This is a genomic window from Ensifer sp. 22521 (assembly GCF_052044795.1).
Classification (GTDB): domain Bacteria; phylum Pseudomonadota; class Alphaproteobacteria; order Rhizobiales; family Rhizobiaceae; genus Ensifer.
On the sequence record NZ_JBQENM010000008.1, the window covers coordinates 52,814 to 68,599 of the forward strand.

The 15,786-nt window shown below is 59.1% G+C and carries 27 protein-coding genes; all 27 read left to right on the plus strand.

Features of this window, described 5'->3' with window-relative positions:
• On the plus strand, window positions 1-1,176 hold a 1,176-nt coding region (gene tuf / locus ACTJKE_RS13515; protein WP_034795467.1), incomplete at its 5' end, for an elongation factor Tu.
• A gap of 320 nt (window positions 1,177-1,496) precedes the next feature.
• The gene (gene rpsJ, locus ACTJKE_RS13520; RefSeq protein WP_003507767.1) at window positions 1,497-1,805 is read left to right on the plus strand and encodes a 30S ribosomal protein S10; all 309 of its coding nucleotides are present in this window, start codon (window positions 1,497-1,499) and stop codon (window positions 1,803-1,805) included.
• 138 nt (window positions 1,806-1,943) lie between these two features.
• Window positions 1,944-2,630, plus strand: a complete 687-nt coding sequence (rplC, locus tag ACTJKE_RS13525; protein ID WP_057255569.1) for a 50S ribosomal protein L3 — start codon at window positions 1,944-1,946, stop codon at window positions 2,628-2,630.
• A gap of 12 nt (window positions 2,631-2,642) precedes the next feature.
• Window positions 2,643-3,263, plus strand: a complete 621-nt coding sequence (gene rplD, locus ACTJKE_RS13530) for a 50S ribosomal protein L4 (RefSeq protein WP_057255570.1) — start codon at window positions 2,643-2,645, stop codon at window positions 3,261-3,263.
• The gene (locus ACTJKE_RS13535; protein WP_057255571.1) at window positions 3,260-3,553 is read left to right on the plus strand and encodes a 50S ribosomal protein L23; all 294 of its coding nucleotides are present in this window, start codon (window positions 3,260-3,262) and stop codon (window positions 3,551-3,553) included. Before rplD ends, ACTJKE_RS13535 begins: the two co-directional genes overlap by 4 nt.
• A gap of 43 nt (window positions 3,554-3,596) precedes the next feature.
• Window positions 3,597-4,433, plus strand: a complete 837-nt coding sequence (rplB, locus tag ACTJKE_RS13540) for a 50S ribosomal protein L2 (RefSeq protein WP_057255572.1) — start codon at window positions 3,597-3,599, stop codon at window positions 4,431-4,433.
• A gap of 15 nt (window positions 4,434-4,448) precedes the next feature.
• The gene (gene rpsS, locus ACTJKE_RS13545; RefSeq protein ID WP_018239488.1) at window positions 4,449-4,727 is read left to right on the plus strand and encodes a 30S ribosomal protein S19; all 279 of its coding nucleotides are present in this window, start codon (window positions 4,449-4,451) and stop codon (window positions 4,725-4,727) included.
• A 2-nt stretch (window positions 4,728-4,729) separates the two neighbouring features.
• Window positions 4,730-5,119 carry a 50S ribosomal protein L22 gene (rplV, locus tag ACTJKE_RS13550; protein WP_057255573.1) on the plus strand — a complete coding sequence of 130 codons (390 nt, stop codon included), beginning with the start codon at window positions 4,730-4,732 and terminating at the stop codon, window positions 5,117-5,119.
• Complete coding sequence (rpsC, locus tag ACTJKE_RS13555; RefSeq protein WP_057255574.1) at window positions 5,119-5,853, plus strand: 30S ribosomal protein S3; 735 nt, start codon at window positions 5,119-5,121, stop codon at window positions 5,851-5,853. Before rplV ends, rpsC begins: the two co-directional genes overlap by 1 nt.
• 38 nt (window positions 5,854-5,891) lie before the next feature.
• The gene (gene rplP, locus ACTJKE_RS13560; protein WP_011975175.1) at window positions 5,892-6,305 is read left to right on the plus strand and encodes a 50S ribosomal protein L16; all 414 of its coding nucleotides are present in this window, start codon (window positions 5,892-5,894) and stop codon (window positions 6,303-6,305) included.
• Window positions 6,306-6,316: 11 nt separating this feature from the next.
• Window positions 6,317-6,517: a 50S ribosomal protein L29 gene (rpmC, locus tag ACTJKE_RS13565; RefSeq protein WP_057255575.1), complete on the plus strand. Its 201-nt coding sequence runs from the start codon at window positions 6,317-6,319 to the stop codon at window positions 6,515-6,517.
• Between the two features lie 12 nt (window positions 6,518-6,529).
• Window positions 6,530-6,766, plus strand: a complete 237-nt coding sequence (gene rpsQ / locus ACTJKE_RS13570; protein ID WP_057255576.1) for a 30S ribosomal protein S17 — start codon at window positions 6,530-6,532, stop codon at window positions 6,764-6,766.
• 178 nt (window positions 6,767-6,944) lie between these two features.
• Window positions 6,945-7,313 (plus strand): 50S ribosomal protein L14, encoded by a 369-nt coding sequence (gene rplN / locus ACTJKE_RS13575; RefSeq protein WP_034795548.1) that lies wholly within the window; start codon window positions 6,945-6,947, stop codon window positions 7,311-7,313.
• Between the two features lie 14 nt (window positions 7,314-7,327).
• Window positions 7,328-7,639, plus strand: coding sequence for a 50S ribosomal protein L24 (gene rplX / locus ACTJKE_RS13580; protein WP_025426674.1), 312 nt, complete (start codon window positions 7,328-7,330; stop codon window positions 7,637-7,639).
• Window positions 7,632-8,189, plus strand: coding sequence for a 50S ribosomal protein L5 (gene rplE / locus ACTJKE_RS13585; protein WP_057255577.1), 558 nt, complete (start codon window positions 7,632-7,634; stop codon window positions 8,187-8,189). Before rplX ends, rplE begins: the two co-directional genes overlap by 8 nt.
• Window positions 8,190-8,223: 34 nt before the next feature.
• The gene (gene rpsN, locus ACTJKE_RS13590; protein WP_057255578.1) at window positions 8,224-8,529 is read left to right on the plus strand and encodes a 30S ribosomal protein S14; all 306 of its coding nucleotides are present in this window, start codon (window positions 8,224-8,226) and stop codon (window positions 8,527-8,529) included.
• A 12-nt stretch (window positions 8,530-8,541) separates the two neighbouring features.
• Entirely contained in the window at window positions 8,542-8,940 is a 399-nt protein-coding gene (gene rpsH / locus ACTJKE_RS13595) for a 30S ribosomal protein S8 (protein ID WP_025426677.1), read from the plus strand.
• 40 nt (window positions 8,941-8,980) lie between these two features.
• On the plus strand, window positions 8,981-9,514 hold the full coding sequence (rplF, locus tag ACTJKE_RS13600) for a 50S ribosomal protein L6 (protein WP_057255579.1): 534 nt from the start codon (window positions 8,981-8,983) through the stop codon (window positions 9,512-9,514).
• 12 nt (window positions 9,515-9,526) lie between these two features.
• Window positions 9,527-9,889: a 50S ribosomal protein L18 gene (rplR, locus tag ACTJKE_RS13605; protein WP_025426679.1), complete on the plus strand. Its 363-nt coding sequence runs from the start codon at window positions 9,527-9,529 to the stop codon at window positions 9,887-9,889.
• A 128-nt stretch (window positions 9,890-10,017) separates the two neighbouring features.
• Entirely contained in the window at window positions 10,018-10,587 is a 570-nt protein-coding gene (gene rpsE, locus ACTJKE_RS13610) for a 30S ribosomal protein S5 (protein WP_057255580.1), read from the plus strand.
• Between the two features lie 12 nt (window positions 10,588-10,599).
• Complete coding sequence (gene rpmD, locus ACTJKE_RS13615) at window positions 10,600-10,803, plus strand: 50S ribosomal protein L30 (RefSeq protein ID WP_058329562.1); 204 nt, start codon at window positions 10,600-10,602, stop codon at window positions 10,801-10,803.
• Between the two features lie 13 nt (window positions 10,804-10,816).
• Window positions 10,817-11,287 carry a 50S ribosomal protein L15 gene (rplO, locus tag ACTJKE_RS13620; RefSeq protein ID WP_057255582.1) on the plus strand — a complete coding sequence of 157 codons (471 nt, stop codon included), beginning with the start codon at window positions 10,817-10,819 and terminating at the stop codon, window positions 11,285-11,287.
• 235 nt (window positions 11,288-11,522) lie between these two features.
• Window positions 11,523-12,863: a preprotein translocase subunit SecY gene (secY, locus tag ACTJKE_RS13625; RefSeq protein WP_058324770.1), complete on the plus strand. Its 1,341-nt coding sequence runs from the start codon at window positions 11,523-11,525 to the stop codon at window positions 12,861-12,863.
• Complete coding sequence (locus ACTJKE_RS13630; RefSeq protein ID WP_057255584.1) at window positions 12,860-13,438, plus strand: adenylate kinase; 579 nt, start codon at window positions 12,860-12,862, stop codon at window positions 13,436-13,438. The genes secY and ACTJKE_RS13630 overlap by 4 nt, the downstream gene beginning before the upstream one ends.
• A gap of 232 nt (window positions 13,439-13,670) precedes the next feature.
• Window positions 13,671-14,039: a 30S ribosomal protein S13 gene (rpsM, locus tag ACTJKE_RS13635; protein WP_058329561.1), complete on the plus strand. Its 369-nt coding sequence runs from the start codon at window positions 13,671-13,673 to the stop codon at window positions 14,037-14,039.
• 226 nt (window positions 14,040-14,265) lie between these two features.
• The gene (gene rpsK / locus ACTJKE_RS13640; RefSeq protein WP_003536496.1) at window positions 14,266-14,655 is read left to right on the plus strand and encodes a 30S ribosomal protein S11; all 390 of its coding nucleotides are present in this window, start codon (window positions 14,266-14,268) and stop codon (window positions 14,653-14,655) included.
• Window positions 14,656-14,758: 103 nt separating this feature from the next.
• Window positions 14,759-15,769: a DNA-directed RNA polymerase subunit alpha gene (locus ACTJKE_RS13645; protein ID WP_034795592.1), complete on the plus strand. Its 1,011-nt coding sequence runs from the start codon at window positions 14,759-14,761 to the stop codon at window positions 15,767-15,769.
• Window positions 15,770-15,786 lie beyond the last annotated feature (17 nt).

Consider the following 15,786-nt stretch of genomic DNA (forward strand, 5'->3'; position numbering starts at 1 on the left):
ATGGCAAAGAGCAAATTTGAGCGCAACAAGCCGCACGTTAACATTGGCACGATTGGCCACGTTGACCATGGCAAGACGTCGCTGACCGCAGCGATCACGAAGTACTTCGGCGAGTTCAAGGCGTATGACCAGATCGACGCTGCGCCGGAAGAAAAGGCCCGTGGTATCACCATTTCGACGGCCCACGTTGAGTACGAGACGCCGAACCGTCACTACGCTCACGTTGACTGCCCCGGCCACGCCGACTACGTCAAGAACATGATCACCGGTGCGGCTCAGATGGACGGCGCGATCCTGGTTTGCTCGGCTGCTGACGGCCCGATGCCGCAGACCCGCGAGCACATCCTGCTCGCCCGCCAGGTTGGCGTTCCGGCAATCGTCGTGTTCCTCAACAAGGTCGACCAGGTTGACGACGCCGAGCTTCTCGAGCTCGTCGAACTCGAAGTTCGCGAACTTCTGTCGTCCTACGAATTCCCGGGCGACGACATTCCGATCATCAAGGGCTCGGCTCTTGCAGCTCTGGAAGATTCGGACAAGAAGATCGGCGAAGACGCGATCCGCGAGCTGATGGCCGCTGTTGACGCCTACATCCCGACGCCGGAGCGTCCGATCGACCAGCCGTTCCTGATGCCGATCGAAGACGTGTTCTCGATCTCGGGCCGTGGTACGGTTGTGACCGGTCGCGTTGAGCGCGGTATCGTCAAGGTCGGCGAAGAAGTTGAAATCGTCGGCATCCGCGACACGTCGAAGACGACGGTTACGGGCGTTGAAATGTTCCGCAAGCTGCTCGACCAGGGCCAGGCCGGCGACAACATCGGCGCGCTGATCCGTGGTGTTAACCGTGACGGCGTTGAGCGTGGCCAGATCCTGTGCAAGCCGGGTTCGGTCAAGCCGCACAAGAAGTTCATGGCCGAAGCCTACATCCTGACGAAGGAAGAAGGCGGCCGTCATACGCCGTTCTTCACGAATTACCGTCCGCAGTTCTACTTCCGCACGACGGACGTGACGGGCATCGTGACGCTGCCGGAAGGCACGGAAATGGTCATGCCGGGCGACAACGTCACCGTTGCCGTCGAGCTGATCGTTCCGATCGCGATGGAAGAAAAGCTGCGCTTCGCGATCCGCGAAGGCGGCCGTACCGTCGGCGCAGGCATCGTTGCCTCGATCGTCGAGTAATCGACGAGACTGAGGGCGGAGAAATTCGAGGCGCATGTGCTATGCGCCTCGAACATACCCGCCCCGAAAGAATTAGTTGGTCGCACGGCTTGCCGAAGACGACGAAATAGTGCAAATGGCGCCCACGCGTGATTTGCACGGTGCTTCGACGTTGTGCGCTCACAAAAAGACAGGCCGGCCACGGCCGCTCAAATAGGAAGGGGCAGGGGAAACTCTGTCCCTCCGATCTTTGAAAATTAGCGGACTGGCCGAACATTAAACGAAGTTCAATGCGTGTTTTTCCACGGAAACCGCAGACAACATGAACAAGGATAAGTCGTATGAACGGCCAGAACATCCGCATCCGCCTCAAGGCGTTTGATCACCGGATCCTCGACGCCTCGACGCGCGAAATCGTGTCGACGGCAAAGCGTACCGGTGCAAGCGTGCGCGGTCCCGTACCGCTGCCGACGCGCATTGAAAAGTTTACGGTCAACCGCTCGCCGCACGTCGACAAGAAGAGCCGTGAACAGTTCGAAATGCGCACCCATAAGCGCCTTCTCGATATCGTAGACCCGACCCCGCAGACCGTTGACGCGCTGATGAAGCTCGACCTGGCTGCCGGCGTCGACGTGGAAATCAAGCTTTAATAACAAGGAAGGTACGTGGACCCCGGTCCAACGGCTTCCGAAAACGGGCGACCTCAAGATCGGATGATCTCAAGGAAACCTTAAACCAGAGATGTGAGGGGGCTCGCCCCATCACTAACTCTCAAGAGGAATGAACCGATGCGTTCAGGTGTGATTGCACAGAAAGTGGGAATGACCCGCGTCTATAACGACGCCGGTGAGCATATCCCGGTTACAGTATTGAAGCTGGAGAACTGCCAGGTGGTAGCCCAGCGTACGGAAGAGAAGAACGGCTACGTGGCTGTCCAGCTGGGCGCCGGCCGTTCGAAGGTCAAGAACACGCCGAAGGCAATGCGCGGCCATTTTGCTGCTGCCAACGTCGAGCCGAAGGCGAAGCTCGTCGAGTTCCGCGTTTCCGCGGACAACCTGATCGACATCGGTGCAGAACTGACGGCCAACCATTTCGTTGCCGGCCAGCTCGTTGACGTCACCGGTACCACGATCGGTAAGGGTTTTGCTGGTGCGATCAAGCGCCACAACTTCGGTGGTCTGCGTGCAACGCACGGCGTTTCCGTATCGCACCGTTCGCATGGTTCGACCGGTTCCAACCAGGATCCGGGCCGCGTTTGGAAGGGCAAGCGCATGGCTGGTCACATGGGTCAGACCCGCGTCACCACCCAGAACCTCGAAGTCGTATCGACCGATGAAGACCGCGGTCTGATCCTGGTCAAGGGCGCAGTCCCCGGCTCCAAGGGTGCCTGGATCGTCGTTCGTGACGCCATCAAGTCGGGCACCCCGGAAGGCGCTCCGCGCCCGGCCGCTGTGCGCGCCGAAGCATCGAAGTAAGGGAGCCGAGTAATGGATCTCAACGTCAAAACCCTCGAGGGCAAGGACGCGGGAAAGGTTTCCCTTTCTGACGCCATTTTCGGCCTCGAACCCCGTGAAGACATCATTGCCCGCGTCGTTCGCTGGCAGCTCGCCAAGAAGCAGCAGGGCACGCACAAGGCCAAGGGCCGCGCAGAAGTTTCGCGCACCGGCGCCAAGATGTACAAGCAGAAGGGTACGGGCCGCGCCCGCCACCACTCCGCTCGCGCTCCGCAGTTCCGCGGCGGTGGCAAGGCCCATGGCCCGGTCGTCCGCAGCCACGAGCATGATCTGCCGAAGAAGGTTCGCGCCCTCGGCCTGCGTCATGCGCTGTCGGCCAAGCTGAAGGCTGAAGAGATCATCGTCATCGACGATCTCGTTGCCAAGGAAGCCAAGACCAAGGCTCTCGCCGGCGTATTCGCATCGCTCGGCCTCACCAACGCTCTCATCATCGGCGGCGCCGAGATCGAGAACAATTTCAAGCTCGCAGCCCAGAACATCCCGAACGTGGACGTTCTGCCGGTTCAGGGCATCAACGTTTACGACATTCTGCGCCGTGGCAAGCTCGTGCTTTCCAAGGCTGCCGTGGAAGCTCTGGAGGAGCGGTTCAAATGACGGATCTTCGCCACTACGACGTGATCGTGTCTCCCTCGATCACTGAAAAGTCGACGCTGGTTTCCGAGCAGAACCAGGTCGTCTTCAACGTCGCCAAGGACGCTTCGAAGCCTGAAATCAAGGCTGCTGTCGAAGCTCTGTTCGGCGTCAAGGTTACGGCCGTGAACACGCTCGTCCGCAAAGGCAAGACGAAGCGTTTCCGCGGCTTTGCCGGAAAGCAGAAGGACGTGAAGAAGGCGATCATTACGCTCGCCGACGGTCAGTCCATCGACGTCTCCACCGGTCTCTAACGGATAGGCCCATTAGGGTAAAAACCCAAAAGGGAACAAGAAAATGGCATTGAAAAGTTTCAATCCGACGACCCCGAGCCAGCGCCAGCTGGTCATCGTTGACCGGGCTGGCCTCTACAAGGGCAAGCCGGTCAAGGCGCTGACCGAGGGCCTGTCCTCCAAGGGCGGTCGCAACAACCTCGGTCGCATCACCGTTCGCTTCCAGGGCGGCGGTCACAAGCGTACCTACCGCCTGGTCGACTTCAAGCGTCGCAAGTTCGACGTTGAAGGCACGGTCGAGCGTCTGGAATACGACCCGAACCGCACCGCGTTCATCGCGCTCGTCAACTATGCCGATGGCGAAAAGGCCTACATCCTCGCTCCGCAGCGCCTCGCTGCCGGCGACAAGGTCATCGCTTCGGAGAAGGCCGTTGACGTCAAGCCCGGCAACACGATGCCGCTGCAGTACATCCCGGTCGGCTCCATCATCCACAACGTGGAAATGAAGCCGGGCAAGGGCGGCCAGATGGCCCGCTCGGCCGGTACCTACGCGCAGCTCGTCGGTCGCGACCAGGGCATGGCGATCCTTCGTCTGAACTCGGGCGAACAGCGTCTCGTGCACGGTTCCTGCCTCGCATCGATCGGCGCCGTATCGAACCCCGATCACGGCAACATCAATGACGGTAAGGCTGGTCGTTCGCGTTGGCGCGGCAAGCGTCCGCACGTTCGCGGCGTCGTCATGAACCCGGTTGACCACCCGCACGGCGGTGGTGAAGGCCGTACCTCGGGTGGTCGTCACCCGGTTACCCCGTGGGGCAAGCCCACGAAGGGCAAGCGTACGCGCTCGAACAAGTCGACCGACAAGTTCATCATGCGCTCGCGGCACCAGAAGAAGAAGTAAGAGAGGAAGTCTCGAATGACTCGTTCAGTATGGAAAGGTCCGTTCGTTGACGGTTATCTTCTCAAGAAGGCTGAGAAGGTCCGCGAAGGCGGTCGTAACGAAGTGATCAAGATTTGGAGCCGCCGCTCCACGATCCTTCCGCAGTTTGTCGGCCTCACCTTCGGCGTCTACAACGGCAGCAAGCACGTTCCGGTCAGCGTCAATGAAGACATGGTCGGTCACAAGTTTGGCGAATTCTCTCCGACCCGGACCTACTACGGTCATGGCGCGGACAAGAAGGCAAAGAGGAAGTAACAATGGGCAAGGCAAAAGCCGAACGCCGGCTGAAGGATAATGAGGCGCAGGCAATTGCGCGCACGATCCGCGTCAGCCCCCAGAAGCTCAACCTGGTTGCCGCGATGATCCGCGGCAAGAAGGTCGACCGCGCTCTGGCCGAACTGGAGTTCTCCCGCAAGCGCATTGCAGAAACGGTCAAGAAGACCCTTGAATCTGCCATCGCAAACGCAGAGAACAACCACGATCTCGACGTCGATTCGCTCGTCGTTGCAGAAGCTTACGTTGGCAAGTCGATCGTCATGAAGCGCTTCCACGCCCGTGGTCGCGGCCGTGCATCGCGCGTCGAAAAGCCGTTCTCGCACTTGACGATCGTCGTTCGCGAAGTGGAAGCCAAAGGGGAGGCCGCATAATGGGTCAGAAGATTAATCCGATCGGTTTCCGTCTCGGTATCAACCGGACCTGGGATAGCCGTTGGTTTGCAGACAACGCCGAATACGGCCAGCTGCTTCATGAAGACCTGAAGATCCGCGCTTACCTGATGGAAGAGCTGAAGGCTGCCGGCATCGCCAAGGTGGTCATCGAGCGTCCGCACAAGAAGTGCCGCGTCACGATCCACTCGGCTCGCCCGGGTCTCATCATCGGCAAGAAGGGCGCTGACATCGAAAAGCTCCGCAAGAAGCTTTCCGAGATGACCAACTCCGAAACGCACCTCAACATCGTTGAAGTGCGCAAGCCGGAAGTTGACGCAACGCTCGTTGCCCAGTCGATCGCCCAGCAGCTCGAGCGCCGCGTGGCTTTCCGCCGTGCGATGAAGCGCGCTGTTCAGTCGGCCATGCGTCTTGGCGCCGAAGGCATCAAGATCACCTGCGCCGGTCGTCTCGGTGGCGCCGAAATCGCTCGTACCGAATGGTACCGCGAAGGTCGCGTTCCGCTGCACACGCTGCGTGCGGACATCGACTACGGCACGGCCGAAGCGGAAACCGCTTTCGGTATCTGCGGCATCAAGGTCTGGATCTTCAAGGGCGAAATCCTTGAGCACGATCCGATGGCTTCCGAGCGCCGTGCGATCGAAAGTGACAACCAGGGCCCTGGCAGCCGTGATCGCGACCGTGGCGATCGTGACCGCCGTCGTGAAAACGCGTAACACTCGCGTTTGGCAGCCAATATCGGAGAAGTAAAAAAATGTTGCAGCCAAAGCGTACGAAGTATCGCAAGCAGTTCAAGGGCCGCATCAAGGGCGTAGCCAAGGGCGGTTCTGATCTTGCCTTCGGCGAATTCGGCCTGAAGGCTCAAGAGCCGAACCGCGTCAATGCGCGCGAGATCGAAGCGGCCCGCCGCGCGATCACGCGTCACATGAAGCGCGCCGGCCGCGTGTGGATCCGTGTGTTCCCCGACGTTCCCGTAACCGCCAAGCCGACGGAAGTCCGCATGGGTAAGGGTAAGGGTTCGGTCGAATACTGGGCATGCAAGGTCAAGCCCGGCCGTATGATGTTTGAGATCGATGGTGTCAGCGAAGAACTTGCCCGTGAGGCACTTCGTCTTGGCGCTGCCAAGCTCTCTGTCAAGACGCGCTTCGTGCAGCGTATCGCAGAGTAAGGAGTGAACTCATGAAAGCCGTAGAAGTTCGCGCTCTGAGCGCCGATCAACTCAACGAAGAGCTTGCCAAGCTGAAGAAGGAGCAGTTCAACCTGCGCTTCCAGAAGGCAACCGGCCAGCTCGAGAAGTCTTCGCGTATCAACGAAGTCCGCAAGGACATCGCACGCGTCAAAACCATTGCCCGCCAGAAGGCGGCAGAAGCCAAGGCCTAAGGACCAGAAAATATGCCGAAACGCATTCTGCAGGGCACTGTTGTCAGCGACAAGAACGACAAGACCGTCGTCGTCCGGGTCGAGCGCCGTTTTGCGCACCCGATCCTCCAGAAGACTGTCCGTCGCTCGAAGAAGTACAAGGCGCACGACGAAAACAACCAGTTCAAGGTTGGTGACGTCGTTTCCATTGAGGAATGTGCGCCGATCTCGAAGGATAAGCGCTGGACGGTTGTAGCCGTCCACGCTTGATTTCTGCAGGTTTTGACCTGAAGACCCTTGCGTCTTGGGCAAATACCTGTATGAAGCACGCAATTGAAGCAGGGGAACGCTCGAGTCCGGGCGTTCTTTTGCTTTGAGATGAGCACTATAAGCCAGGCGAGGGGGTTTCGACCCAACCGGCCGGGTAACAACAAGAAGGCGACCTGACATGATTCAGATGCAAACAAACCTCGACGTGGCGGATAATTCCGGCGCACGTCGTGTCATGTGCATCAAGGTGCTGGGCGGCTCCAAGCGCAAGTATGCGTCGGTCGGCGACATCATTGTCGTTTCGATCAAGGAAGCCATTCCGCGCGGCCGCGTAAAGAAGGGTGATGTCATGAAGGCTGTTGTCGTTCGCACTGCGAAGGACATCCGCCGTCCGGATGGCTCTGTCATCCGCTTTGACACCAACGCAGCCGTTCTTATCGATAACAAGAAAGAGCCGATCGGCACCCGTATCTTCGGACCGGTTCCGCGCGAACTTCGCGCCAAGAACCACATGAAGATCATCTCGCTGGCTCCAGAAGTACTCTAAAGGAGCGTAGAGAGATGCAAAAGATTCGCAAAGGCGACAAGGTTGTCGTTCTCACCGGTAAGGACAAGGGCCGTACCGGCGAAGTCGTCCAGGTTATGCCGAAGGAAGACCGGGCTGTTGTGCGTGGCGTCAACATGGTGAAGCGTCACCAGCGCCAGACCCAGAGCCAGGAAGCCGGCATCATCAACAAGGAAGCCTCGATCCATCTTTCGAACATCGCGATTGCCGATCCGAAGGACGGCAAGCCGACTCGCGTCGGTTTCAAGATCGACGGTGACAAGAAGGTCCGCGTGGCCAAGCGTTCGGGAGTAGTGATCGATGGCTAAGTCCGCTTACGAGCCGCGGCTCAAGAAGGAATACGTAGAGCGCATCCGCAAGGCGATGCAGGAGAAGTTCTCCTACGCCAACGAAATGCAGATCCCGCGCCTCGACAAGATCGTCATCAACATGGGTGTTGGCGAATCGACGGGCGACTCGAAGAAGCCGACCGTTGCTGCTGCCGACCTCGCTGCGATTGCTGGTCAGAAGCCGGTAATCACCCGCGCTCGCAACTCCATCGCAGGCTTCAAGCTTCGCGAAGGCATGCCGATTGGTGCCAAGGTTACCCTGCGCGGCGTTCGGATGTATGAGTTCCTGGATCGTCTCGTGAACATCGCTCTTCCGCGCGTTCGCGACTTCCGTGGCCTCAATCCGAAGTCCTTCGATGGCCGTGGCAACTTCGCCATGGGCGTCAAGGAGCACATTGTGTTCCCTGAGATCAACTACGACAAGGTTGATCAGATGTGGGGCATGGACATCATCGTTTGCACGACGGCTACTAACGACGACGAAGCACGCGCTCTGCTCACAGAGTTCAACTTCCCGTTCCGTCAGTAATCCGTAACGACAAGCGTAAAGAAGGATAACTGTTATGGCGAAAACGAGCGCAGTTGAAAAGAACAAGCGCCGCCGCAAACTGGTTGCCGGGCAAGCTTCAAAGCGTGCCGCGCTGAAGGCAATCATCATGAACCAGTCTCTGCCGATCGAAGAGCGGTTCAAGGCAACCATCAAGCTGGCAGGTCTGCCGCGCGATGGATCCAAGACCCGCATTCGCAACCGCTGCGAAGTCACCGGCCGTCCGCGCGCCTACTATCGTAAACTTCGTATGTCGCGTATTGCGCTTCGCGAACTGGGCAATCTCGGCAAGGTGCCGGGCATCGTCAAGTCGAGCTGGTAAGGAGACGGGCACATGGCAATGACTGATCCGCTGGGCGATATGCTCACCCGTATCCGTAACGGCGCGGCTCGCCGCAAGTCGAGCGTTTCCACGCCGGCTTCGAAGCTCCGCGCACGCGTTCTGGATGTCCTTCAGGCTGAAGGCTACATCCGTGGATACTCTGAAGTCGTGTTTGGCAACGGCAAGGCCGAGCTGAACATCGAACTGAAGTACTACGAAGGCGCTTCCGTAATCCGTGAGATCGGACGCGTTTCCAAGCCGGGCCGCCGAGTTTATGTCTCGGTTAAGTCCATTCCGCAGGTCGCGAACGGCCTCGGCATCACCATCCTTTCGACCCCGAAGGGTGTGATGGCCGATCACCAGGCACGCGAACAGAATGTTGGTGGCGAGATTCTTTGCTCCGTCTTCTAAGGCGTAGCAAGTTCTCCATAGCGAACAGACAGGTATAAAAATGTCTCGTATCGGTAAGAAGCCCGTTCAGGTTCCGGCAGGCGTCACGGCAAGCGTTGATGGCCAGAAGGTAACGGCGAAGGGCCCGAAGGGCGAACTGTTCTTTGTTGCAAACGACGAAGTTTCGGTAAAGCTCGAAGATAATGCGGTTGTCGTACAGCCGCTCAGCCAGAGCAAGGATGCTCGTTCGAAGTGGGGCATGTCCCGCACGATGATCGAGAACATCTTGAAGGGCGTCAAGGACGGTTACGAGCGCAAGCTCGAAATCAACGGCGTTGGTTATCGTGCGTCGCTGCAGGGCAAGAACCTGCAACTGGCGCTCGGTTTCAGCCACGACGTCGTCTACCAGACGCCGGAAGGCATCACGATTGCTGTTCCGAAGCCGACCGAAATCATCGTGTCCGGCATCAACAAGCAGCAGGTCGGCCAGGTTGCCGCGGAAATCCGCGAATACCGTGGCCCCGAGCCCTACAAGGGCAAGGGCGTCAAGTATGCCGAAGAGCGGATTGTCCGCAAAGAAGGCAAGAAGAAGTAAGGATCACGCGAAATGGCTAGCAGGAAAGATACTCTTGTGCGTCGCGCCAACCGCGTGCGCCGTCAAATCAAGGCGGTCGCCAATGGCCGTCCGCGCCTGTCGGTTCATCGCTCGTCGAAGAACATCTACGTACAGGTTATCGATGACGTTGCCGGCAAGACGCTTGCGTCTGCCTCCACGCTCGATACCGATCTGCGTTCGTCTTTGAAGACGGGCGCTGACGCGGCAGCTGCTGCTGCCGTCGGCAAGCTCATCGCTGAGCGCGCCGTAAAGGCTGGCGTCAAGGACGTTGTCTTTGATCGTGGCGCCTTCATCTATCACGGCCGCATCAAGGCTTTGGCCGAAGCTGCACGTGAAGGTGGTCTGAACTTCTGATCGATCACAGGGCGGGCCTCGAGTCCGCCCTGGACGATCAGTGGTTTCCGGTCGCTTCCAGTCGGAAAGACGGAGGCGACTTTTGTCAATCTGCCGATTGCACCCGGAAAAGAAAAAGGAAAAGGACAATGGCACAAGAAAGAAAGGGTTCTCGCGAAGATCGCCAGAACCGCGAAGAGCGCGACAGCGAATTTGTCGACAAGCTCGTAGCAATCAACCGCGTCGCCAAGGTGGTGAAGGGCGGTCGTCGTTTCGGTTTCGCCGCTCTCGTCGTCGTTGGCGACCAGAAGGGCCGCGTCGGCTTCGGCCATGGCAAGGCACGCGAAGTGCCGGAAGCCATCCGCAAGGCGACGGAAGCTGCCAAGCGCGACCTGATTTTCGTCCCGCTGCGTGGTGGTCGTACCCTGCATCACGACGTTCATGGCCGTCACGGCGCCGGCAAGGTGCTGCTGCGTTCGGCCAAGGCCGGTACCGGTATCATCGCTGGTGGCCCGATGCGCGCCGTCTTCGAAACGCTCGGCGTTCATGACGTCGTCGCCAAGTCGACCGGTTCGTCGAACCCCTACAACATGGTTCGCGCAACCTTCGACGCCCTCAAGAACCAGATGCACCCGAAGGACATCGCAGCTCAGCGCGGCATCAAGTACGCCACGCTCCAGGCTCGTCGTGTTTCCTCCGGCGCTGCTTCCGAAGAATAAGGGAGCTGACAGATGGCTAAGAAAGAACTTGCCAAGAAGACGGTTACCGTCGAGCAGATCGGTAGCCCCATTCGCCGTCCGGCCGTGCAGCGTCAGACGCTCATCGGTCTGGGCCTCAACAAGATGCACCGGGTTCGCACGCTCGAAGACACTCCGTCTGTTCGCGGCATGATCCGGACCGTCCAGCACCTCGTTCGCGTCGTCGACGAGAAGTGAGGGGGATAAGCTCATGAAACTGAATGAAATCAAGGACAACGAAGGCTCTACCCACAGCCGTAAGCGTCTCGGCCGTGGTATCGGTTCGGGTTCCGGCAAGACGGCCGGCCGCGGTGTCAAGGGTCAGAAGGCTCGTTCGGGCGTTGCTATCAACGGCTTCGAAGGCGGCCAGATGCCGATCTACCGTCGTCTGCCGAAGCGCGGCTTCAACAACATCTTCGCTTCGGAGTTTGTTGTCGTGTCGCTCGGCCGTATCCAGACGGCAATCGACGCCAAGAAGCTCGACGCTTCGAAGACCGTCGATGCGGCTGCCCTCAAGGCTGCCGGCGTCATCCGTCGCGAAAAGGACGGCGTCCGCGTTCTCGCTGACGGCGAACTGAAGGCGAAGGTTTCGATCGAAGTCGCTGGCGCTTCCAAGTCGGCGATCGAAAAGATCGAAAAGGCCGGCGGTTCGGTCAAGCTGCTCGCAGCCGCTGCTGAATAATATTATTGATGAACCGCCCGGGGTGCTTCACTCCGGGCGGTTTTGCTCCCATATGTGAGCCTCACGTCCGCAGCCGGCGAATCGCTTGCCGCAAGCGGACATAGCGGAAACCACGGTGAGGCATCCGATTGCAGACACAATCGCCTCGCGTCCGGTTTTCAATACGAAAAGTTACTCCTTCCGGAACGGACCGGGTGTTCCCGCTGATTCCGAGATTTGGTACGCGGAGAATTGCATGGCTTCTGCAGCGGAACAGCTCGCCTCGAACCTGAATTTCTCGACTTTCGCCAAGGCGGAAGATCTGAAGAAACGGCTTTGGTTCACGCTTGGTGCGCTTCTGGTTTACCGTCTTGGCACCTATATTCCGCTGCCCGGTCTTAACCCGGAAGCGTTTGCCCAGGCATTCCGCGGCCAGAGCGGCGGCATTCTCGGCCTCTTCAACATGTTTTCGGGCGGTGCAGTTGAGCGCATGGCGATCTTCGCGCTCGGCATCATGCCCTATATCTCTGCCTCGATCATTGTTCAGCTGATGACCTCGGTCGTTCCGGCTCTGGAACAGCTGAAGAAGGAAGGTGAGCAGGGACGCAAGATCATCAACCAGTACACCCGCTACGGCACGGTGCTTCTCGGCACGGCGCAGGCTTACGCCATCGCCGTCGGCCTCGAGAGCGGCAATGGCCTTGTGAACGATCCGGGCTGGTTCTTCCGCATTTCGACTGTCATTTCCCTGCTCGGCGGCACCATGTTCCTGATGTGGCTCGGTGAGCAGATCACCTCGCGCGGTATCGGCAACGGTATTTCGCTGATCATCTTCGCTGGTATTGTCGCGCACCTGCCGACGGCTCTCGCCGGTACGCTCGAACTCGGCCGCACCGGCGCGCTTTCGACGCCGCTGATCCTGGCGATCATCATCATGGTCGTTGCCGTCATCGCCCTTATCGTCTTTGTCGAACGGGCGCAGCGCCGACTTCTGATCCAGTATCCGAAGCGCCAGGTCGGCAACCGCATGTTCCAGGGCGACACCTCGCACCTACCGTTGAAGCTCAACACTTCGGGCGTCATCCCGGCAATCTTCGCATCCTCACTGCTGCTCTTGCCGGCAACGCTCGCGGGCTTTGCCAACACGGCGGCGCTGCCGGGCTGGGCCACCACCATCGTTGGCGCACTTGCTCACGGCAAGCCGCTCTACATGGTCCTCTACGGTGCGATGATTGCCTTCTTCGCCTTCTTCTACACGGCAATCGTCTTCAATCCGAAGGACACGGCCGACAATCTCAAGAAGCACGGCGGCTTCATTCCGGGCATTCGTCCGGGTGAGCGCACCGCGGAATACATCGATTACGTCCTGACGCGCATCACCGTCATCGGTGCGGTCTACCTGATCTTCGTCTGCATTCTGCCGGAAGTTCTGATTTCGCAGACCGGCGTGCCGTTCTACCTTGGTGGTACGTCGCTTTTGATTGTTGTCAGCGTGACCCTTGATACGGTAGCACAGATCCAGGGCCACCTCATCGCACAGCAATATGAGGGGCTGATCAAGAAGTCGAAGCTGCGCGGAGGAAAGAGGGGACGATGAGACTGATTTTTTTGGGACCGCCGGGCGCTGGCAAGGGGACGCAAGCCAAGCTTCTGACGGAGAGATACGGCATTCCGCAGCTTTCCACAGGCGATATGCTGCGGGCGGCCGTTGCCCAGGCGACTGAGGTCGGCAAGCGTGCCAAGGCCGTCATGGATGCCGGTCAGCTGGTATCCGATGAGATCGTCAACGAAATCGTGTCGGATCGCATCGACCAGCCGGATTGTGCAAAGGGTTTCATCCTTGATGGTTACCCGCGTACCGTTCCGCAGGCGATTGCGCTCGGCAAGATGCTCGAGGGCAAAGGTCTGAAGCTCGACGCAGTCATCGAGCTGAAGGTCGACGAGGCAGCCCTTGTAAAGCGGATGGAGAATCGCGTAGCGGAAACCATCGCTGCGGGAGGCACGGTCCGTTCGGACGACAATCCGGAGGCGTTCAAGCGCCGGCTGACCGAGTATCGTGAAAAGACCGCACCGTTGTCGGAGCATTATGCCGGTACGGGGCAGCTGAGAACGGTGGATGGCATGGCGGATGTGAACACCGTTACTGCCGAGATCGAGAAGATTCTGGCTTAGACACTGGTCTTTGCCGAAAAGGAACCGCCGGGGAGTTGACTTTTCCGGCCGATTCCGCCAAAGACAGCGCCAACTCGCGACATGAGAGCGATCGGCGCGGTCTTCAAAGAAAATGAAGTCCGAGTACGGTCGTTTTTGACGTGTCTCGAACCTCAATCAACGTGCGGCTCTTCGAGGTCGCGTAACGAAGCACCTATTGCCGGATGGCAACTGGAACGCAAGGAGAATAGACGTGGCACGTATCGCTGGCGTCAACATCCCGACGGCGAAGCGCGTAGTTATCGCGCTGACCTACATTCACGGGATCGGCCCGAAATTCGCACAGGAAATCATCGAGAAGGTCGGTATCCCGGCTGATCGTCGCGTGCATCAGCTGACGGATGCTGAAGTCCTGCAGATCCGCGAAGCGATCGACCGTGACTACCAGGTCGAAGGTGACCTGCGTCGCGAGACCTCGATGAACATCAAGCGCCTGATGGACCTCGGCTGCTACCGCGGCCTGCGTCACCGTCGTGGCCTGCCGGTTCGCGGTCAGCGCACCCACACCAACGCTCGCACCCGCAAGGGTCCGGCGAAGGCGATTGCCGGTAAGAAGAAGTAATTTCCCGAAAAGGGAGATTGGGAGGCTGGCGTCAAGCGCCGGCCTCCTTTTGCAGTTTGGAAAGGCGCTTGCCTGACCGCCGTCCGGTCCAATGACCGGGTGTGAAGTCCGCGGAGTGGATATCCTCTCGGCGGGAGAATGAAGATGCAGGGCAGGGGACGACAAATCCTTTTCCCGGTGGAGCCGCTGGAATTACGGCGGTGCAGAGATCTAAGAAAGGGATCCTATGGCCAAGGAAGCCACCCGCGTTCGCCGTCGCGAACGCAAGAACATCACGTCTGGCGTTGCTCACGTCAATTCGTCGTTCAACAACACCATGATCACCATCACCGACGCACAGGGCAACGCGATTGCCTGGTCGTCTGCCGGTGCCAAGGGTTTCAAGGGTTCGCGTAAGTCGACCCCGTTTGCCGCTCAGATCGCCGCTGAAGACTGCGCCAAGAAGGCTCAGGAACACGGCATGAAGTCGCTGGAAGTCGAAGTTTGCGGCCCGGGTTCCGGCCGTGAATCCGCTCTTCGCGCGCTGCAGGCTGCGGGCTTCATGATCACCTCGATCCGCGATGTGACCCCGATCCCGCACAACGGTTGCCGCCCGCGCAAGAAGCGCCGCGTCTGATCATTTGCGTTCAACATGCCGGTGAGGGGGCATCCGCTCTCTCCCGGTCTTCGGGGCTCGGTTGTCACGATTGGATGGTGGCAACGAACGGAAGGCAGAAAACATGATCCAGAAGAATTGGCAGGAACTGATCAAGCCGAACAAGGTGGAGTTCGTCTCCTCCGGCCGCACCAAGGCAACGCTGGTTGCGGAACCGCTTGAGCGCGGCTTCGGTCTGACCCTCGGCAACGCGCTTCGCCGCGTGCTTCTGTCGTCGCTGCGTGGTGCTGCTGTCACCGCAGTGCAGATCGACGGCGTCCTGCACGAGTTCTCCTCTATCCCGGGCGTCCGGGAAGATGTGACGGACATCGTGCTCAACATCAAGGAAATCGCCATCAAGATGGATGGCGACGACGCAAAGCGCATGGTTGTGCGCAAGCAGGGTCCGGGCGTTGTAACCGCCGGTGACATCCAGACGGTTGGCGATATCGAAATCCTCAACCCGAACCATGTGATCTGCACCCTCGACGAGGGCGCCGAGATCCGCATGGAGTTCACCGTCAACAACGGCAAGGGCTACGTGCCGGCTGATCGCAACCGTTCGGAAGATGCTCCGATCGGCCTGATCCCGGTCGACAGCCTGTACTCGCCGGTCAAGAAGGTGTCCTACAAGGTGGAAAACACCCGTGAAGGCCAGGTTCTTGACTACGACAAGCTGACGATGTCCATCGAGACGGACGGTTCCGTCACCGGTGAAGATGCGATCGCATTTGCGGCCCGCATCCTTCAGGACCAGCTGTCGGTTTTCGTCAACTTCGACGAGCCGCAGAAGGAAGCAGAGGAAGAGGCAGTCACCGAACTCGCCTTCAACCCGGCGCTTCTCAAGAAGGTCGACGAACTGGAACTTTCGGTCCGTTCGGCCAACTGCCTGAAGAACGACAACATCGTCTACATCGGCGACCTCATTCAGAAGACCGAAGCAGAAATGCTCCGCACGCCGAATTTTGGTCGCAAGTCGCTGAACGAAATCAAGGAAGTTCTCGCTTCCATGGGTCTGCACCTCGGCATGGAAGTGCCGTCCTGGCCGCCTGAGAACATCGAAGATCTCGCCAAGCGTTACGAAGACCAATACTAACCATTAGACTGCGGGCG

Coding starts and splice junctions, on each gene's coding strand:
- rpsJ (WP_003507767.1), top strand. CDS start 1,497: ATGAACGGCCAGAACATCCGCATCCGCCTCAAGGCGTTTGATCACCGG.
- rplC (WP_057255569.1), top strand. CDS start 1,944: ATGCGTTCAGGTGTGATTGCACAGAAAGTGGGAATGACCCGCGTCTAT.
- rplD (WP_057255570.1), top strand. CDS start 2,643: ATGGATCTCAACGTCAAAACCCTCGAGGGCAAGGACGCGGGAAAGGTT.
- ACTJKE_RS13535 (WP_057255571.1), top strand. CDS start 3,260: ATGACGGATCTTCGCCACTACGACGTGATCGTGTCTCCCTCGATCACT.
- rplB (WP_057255572.1), top strand. CDS start 3,597: ATGGCATTGAAAAGTTTCAATCCGACGACCCCGAGCCAGCGCCAGCTG.
- rpsS (WP_018239488.1), top strand. CDS start 4,449: ATGACTCGTTCAGTATGGAAAGGTCCGTTCGTTGACGGTTATCTTCTC.
- rplV (WP_057255573.1), top strand. CDS start 4,730: ATGGGCAAGGCAAAAGCCGAACGCCGGCTGAAGGATAATGAGGCGCAG.
- rpsC (WP_057255574.1), top strand. CDS start 5,119: ATGGGTCAGAAGATTAATCCGATCGGTTTCCGTCTCGGTATCAACCGG.
- rplP (WP_011975175.1), top strand. CDS start 5,892: ATGTTGCAGCCAAAGCGTACGAAGTATCGCAAGCAGTTCAAGGGCCGC.
- rpmC (WP_057255575.1), top strand. CDS start 6,317: ATGAAAGCCGTAGAAGTTCGCGCTCTGAGCGCCGATCAACTCAACGAA.
- rpsQ (WP_057255576.1), top strand. CDS start 6,530: ATGCCGAAACGCATTCTGCAGGGCACTGTTGTCAGCGACAAGAACGAC.
- rplN (WP_034795548.1), top strand. CDS start 6,945: ATGATTCAGATGCAAACAAACCTCGACGTGGCGGATAATTCCGGCGCA.
- rplX (WP_025426674.1), top strand. CDS start 7,328: ATGCAAAAGATTCGCAAAGGCGACAAGGTTGTCGTTCTCACCGGTAAG.
- rplE (WP_057255577.1), top strand. CDS start 7,632: ATGGCTAAGTCCGCTTACGAGCCGCGGCTCAAGAAGGAATACGTAGAG.
- rpsN (WP_057255578.1), top strand. CDS start 8,224: ATGGCGAAAACGAGCGCAGTTGAAAAGAACAAGCGCCGCCGCAAACTG.
- rpsH (WP_025426677.1), top strand. CDS start 8,542: ATGGCAATGACTGATCCGCTGGGCGATATGCTCACCCGTATCCGTAAC.
- rplF (WP_057255579.1), top strand. CDS start 8,981: ATGTCTCGTATCGGTAAGAAGCCCGTTCAGGTTCCGGCAGGCGTCACG.
- rplR (WP_025426679.1), top strand. CDS start 9,527: ATGGCTAGCAGGAAAGATACTCTTGTGCGTCGCGCCAACCGCGTGCGC.
- rpsE (WP_057255580.1), top strand. CDS start 10,018: ATGGCACAAGAAAGAAAGGGTTCTCGCGAAGATCGCCAGAACCGCGAA.
- rpmD (WP_058329562.1), top strand. CDS start 10,600: ATGGCTAAGAAAGAACTTGCCAAGAAGACGGTTACCGTCGAGCAGATC.
- rplO (WP_057255582.1), top strand. CDS start 10,817: ATGAAACTGAATGAAATCAAGGACAACGAAGGCTCTACCCACAGCCGT.
- secY (WP_058324770.1), top strand. CDS start 11,523: ATGGCTTCTGCAGCGGAACAGCTCGCCTCGAACCTGAATTTCTCGACT.
- ACTJKE_RS13630 (WP_057255584.1), top strand. CDS start 12,860: ATGAGACTGATTTTTTTGGGACCGCCGGGCGCTGGCAAGGGGACGCAA.
- rpsK (WP_003536496.1), top strand. CDS start 14,266: ATGGCCAAGGAAGCCACCCGCGTTCGCCGTCGCGAACGCAAGAACATC.
- ACTJKE_RS13645 (WP_034795592.1), top strand. CDS start 14,759: ATGATCCAGAAGAATTGGCAGGAACTGATCAAGCCGAACAAGGTGGAG.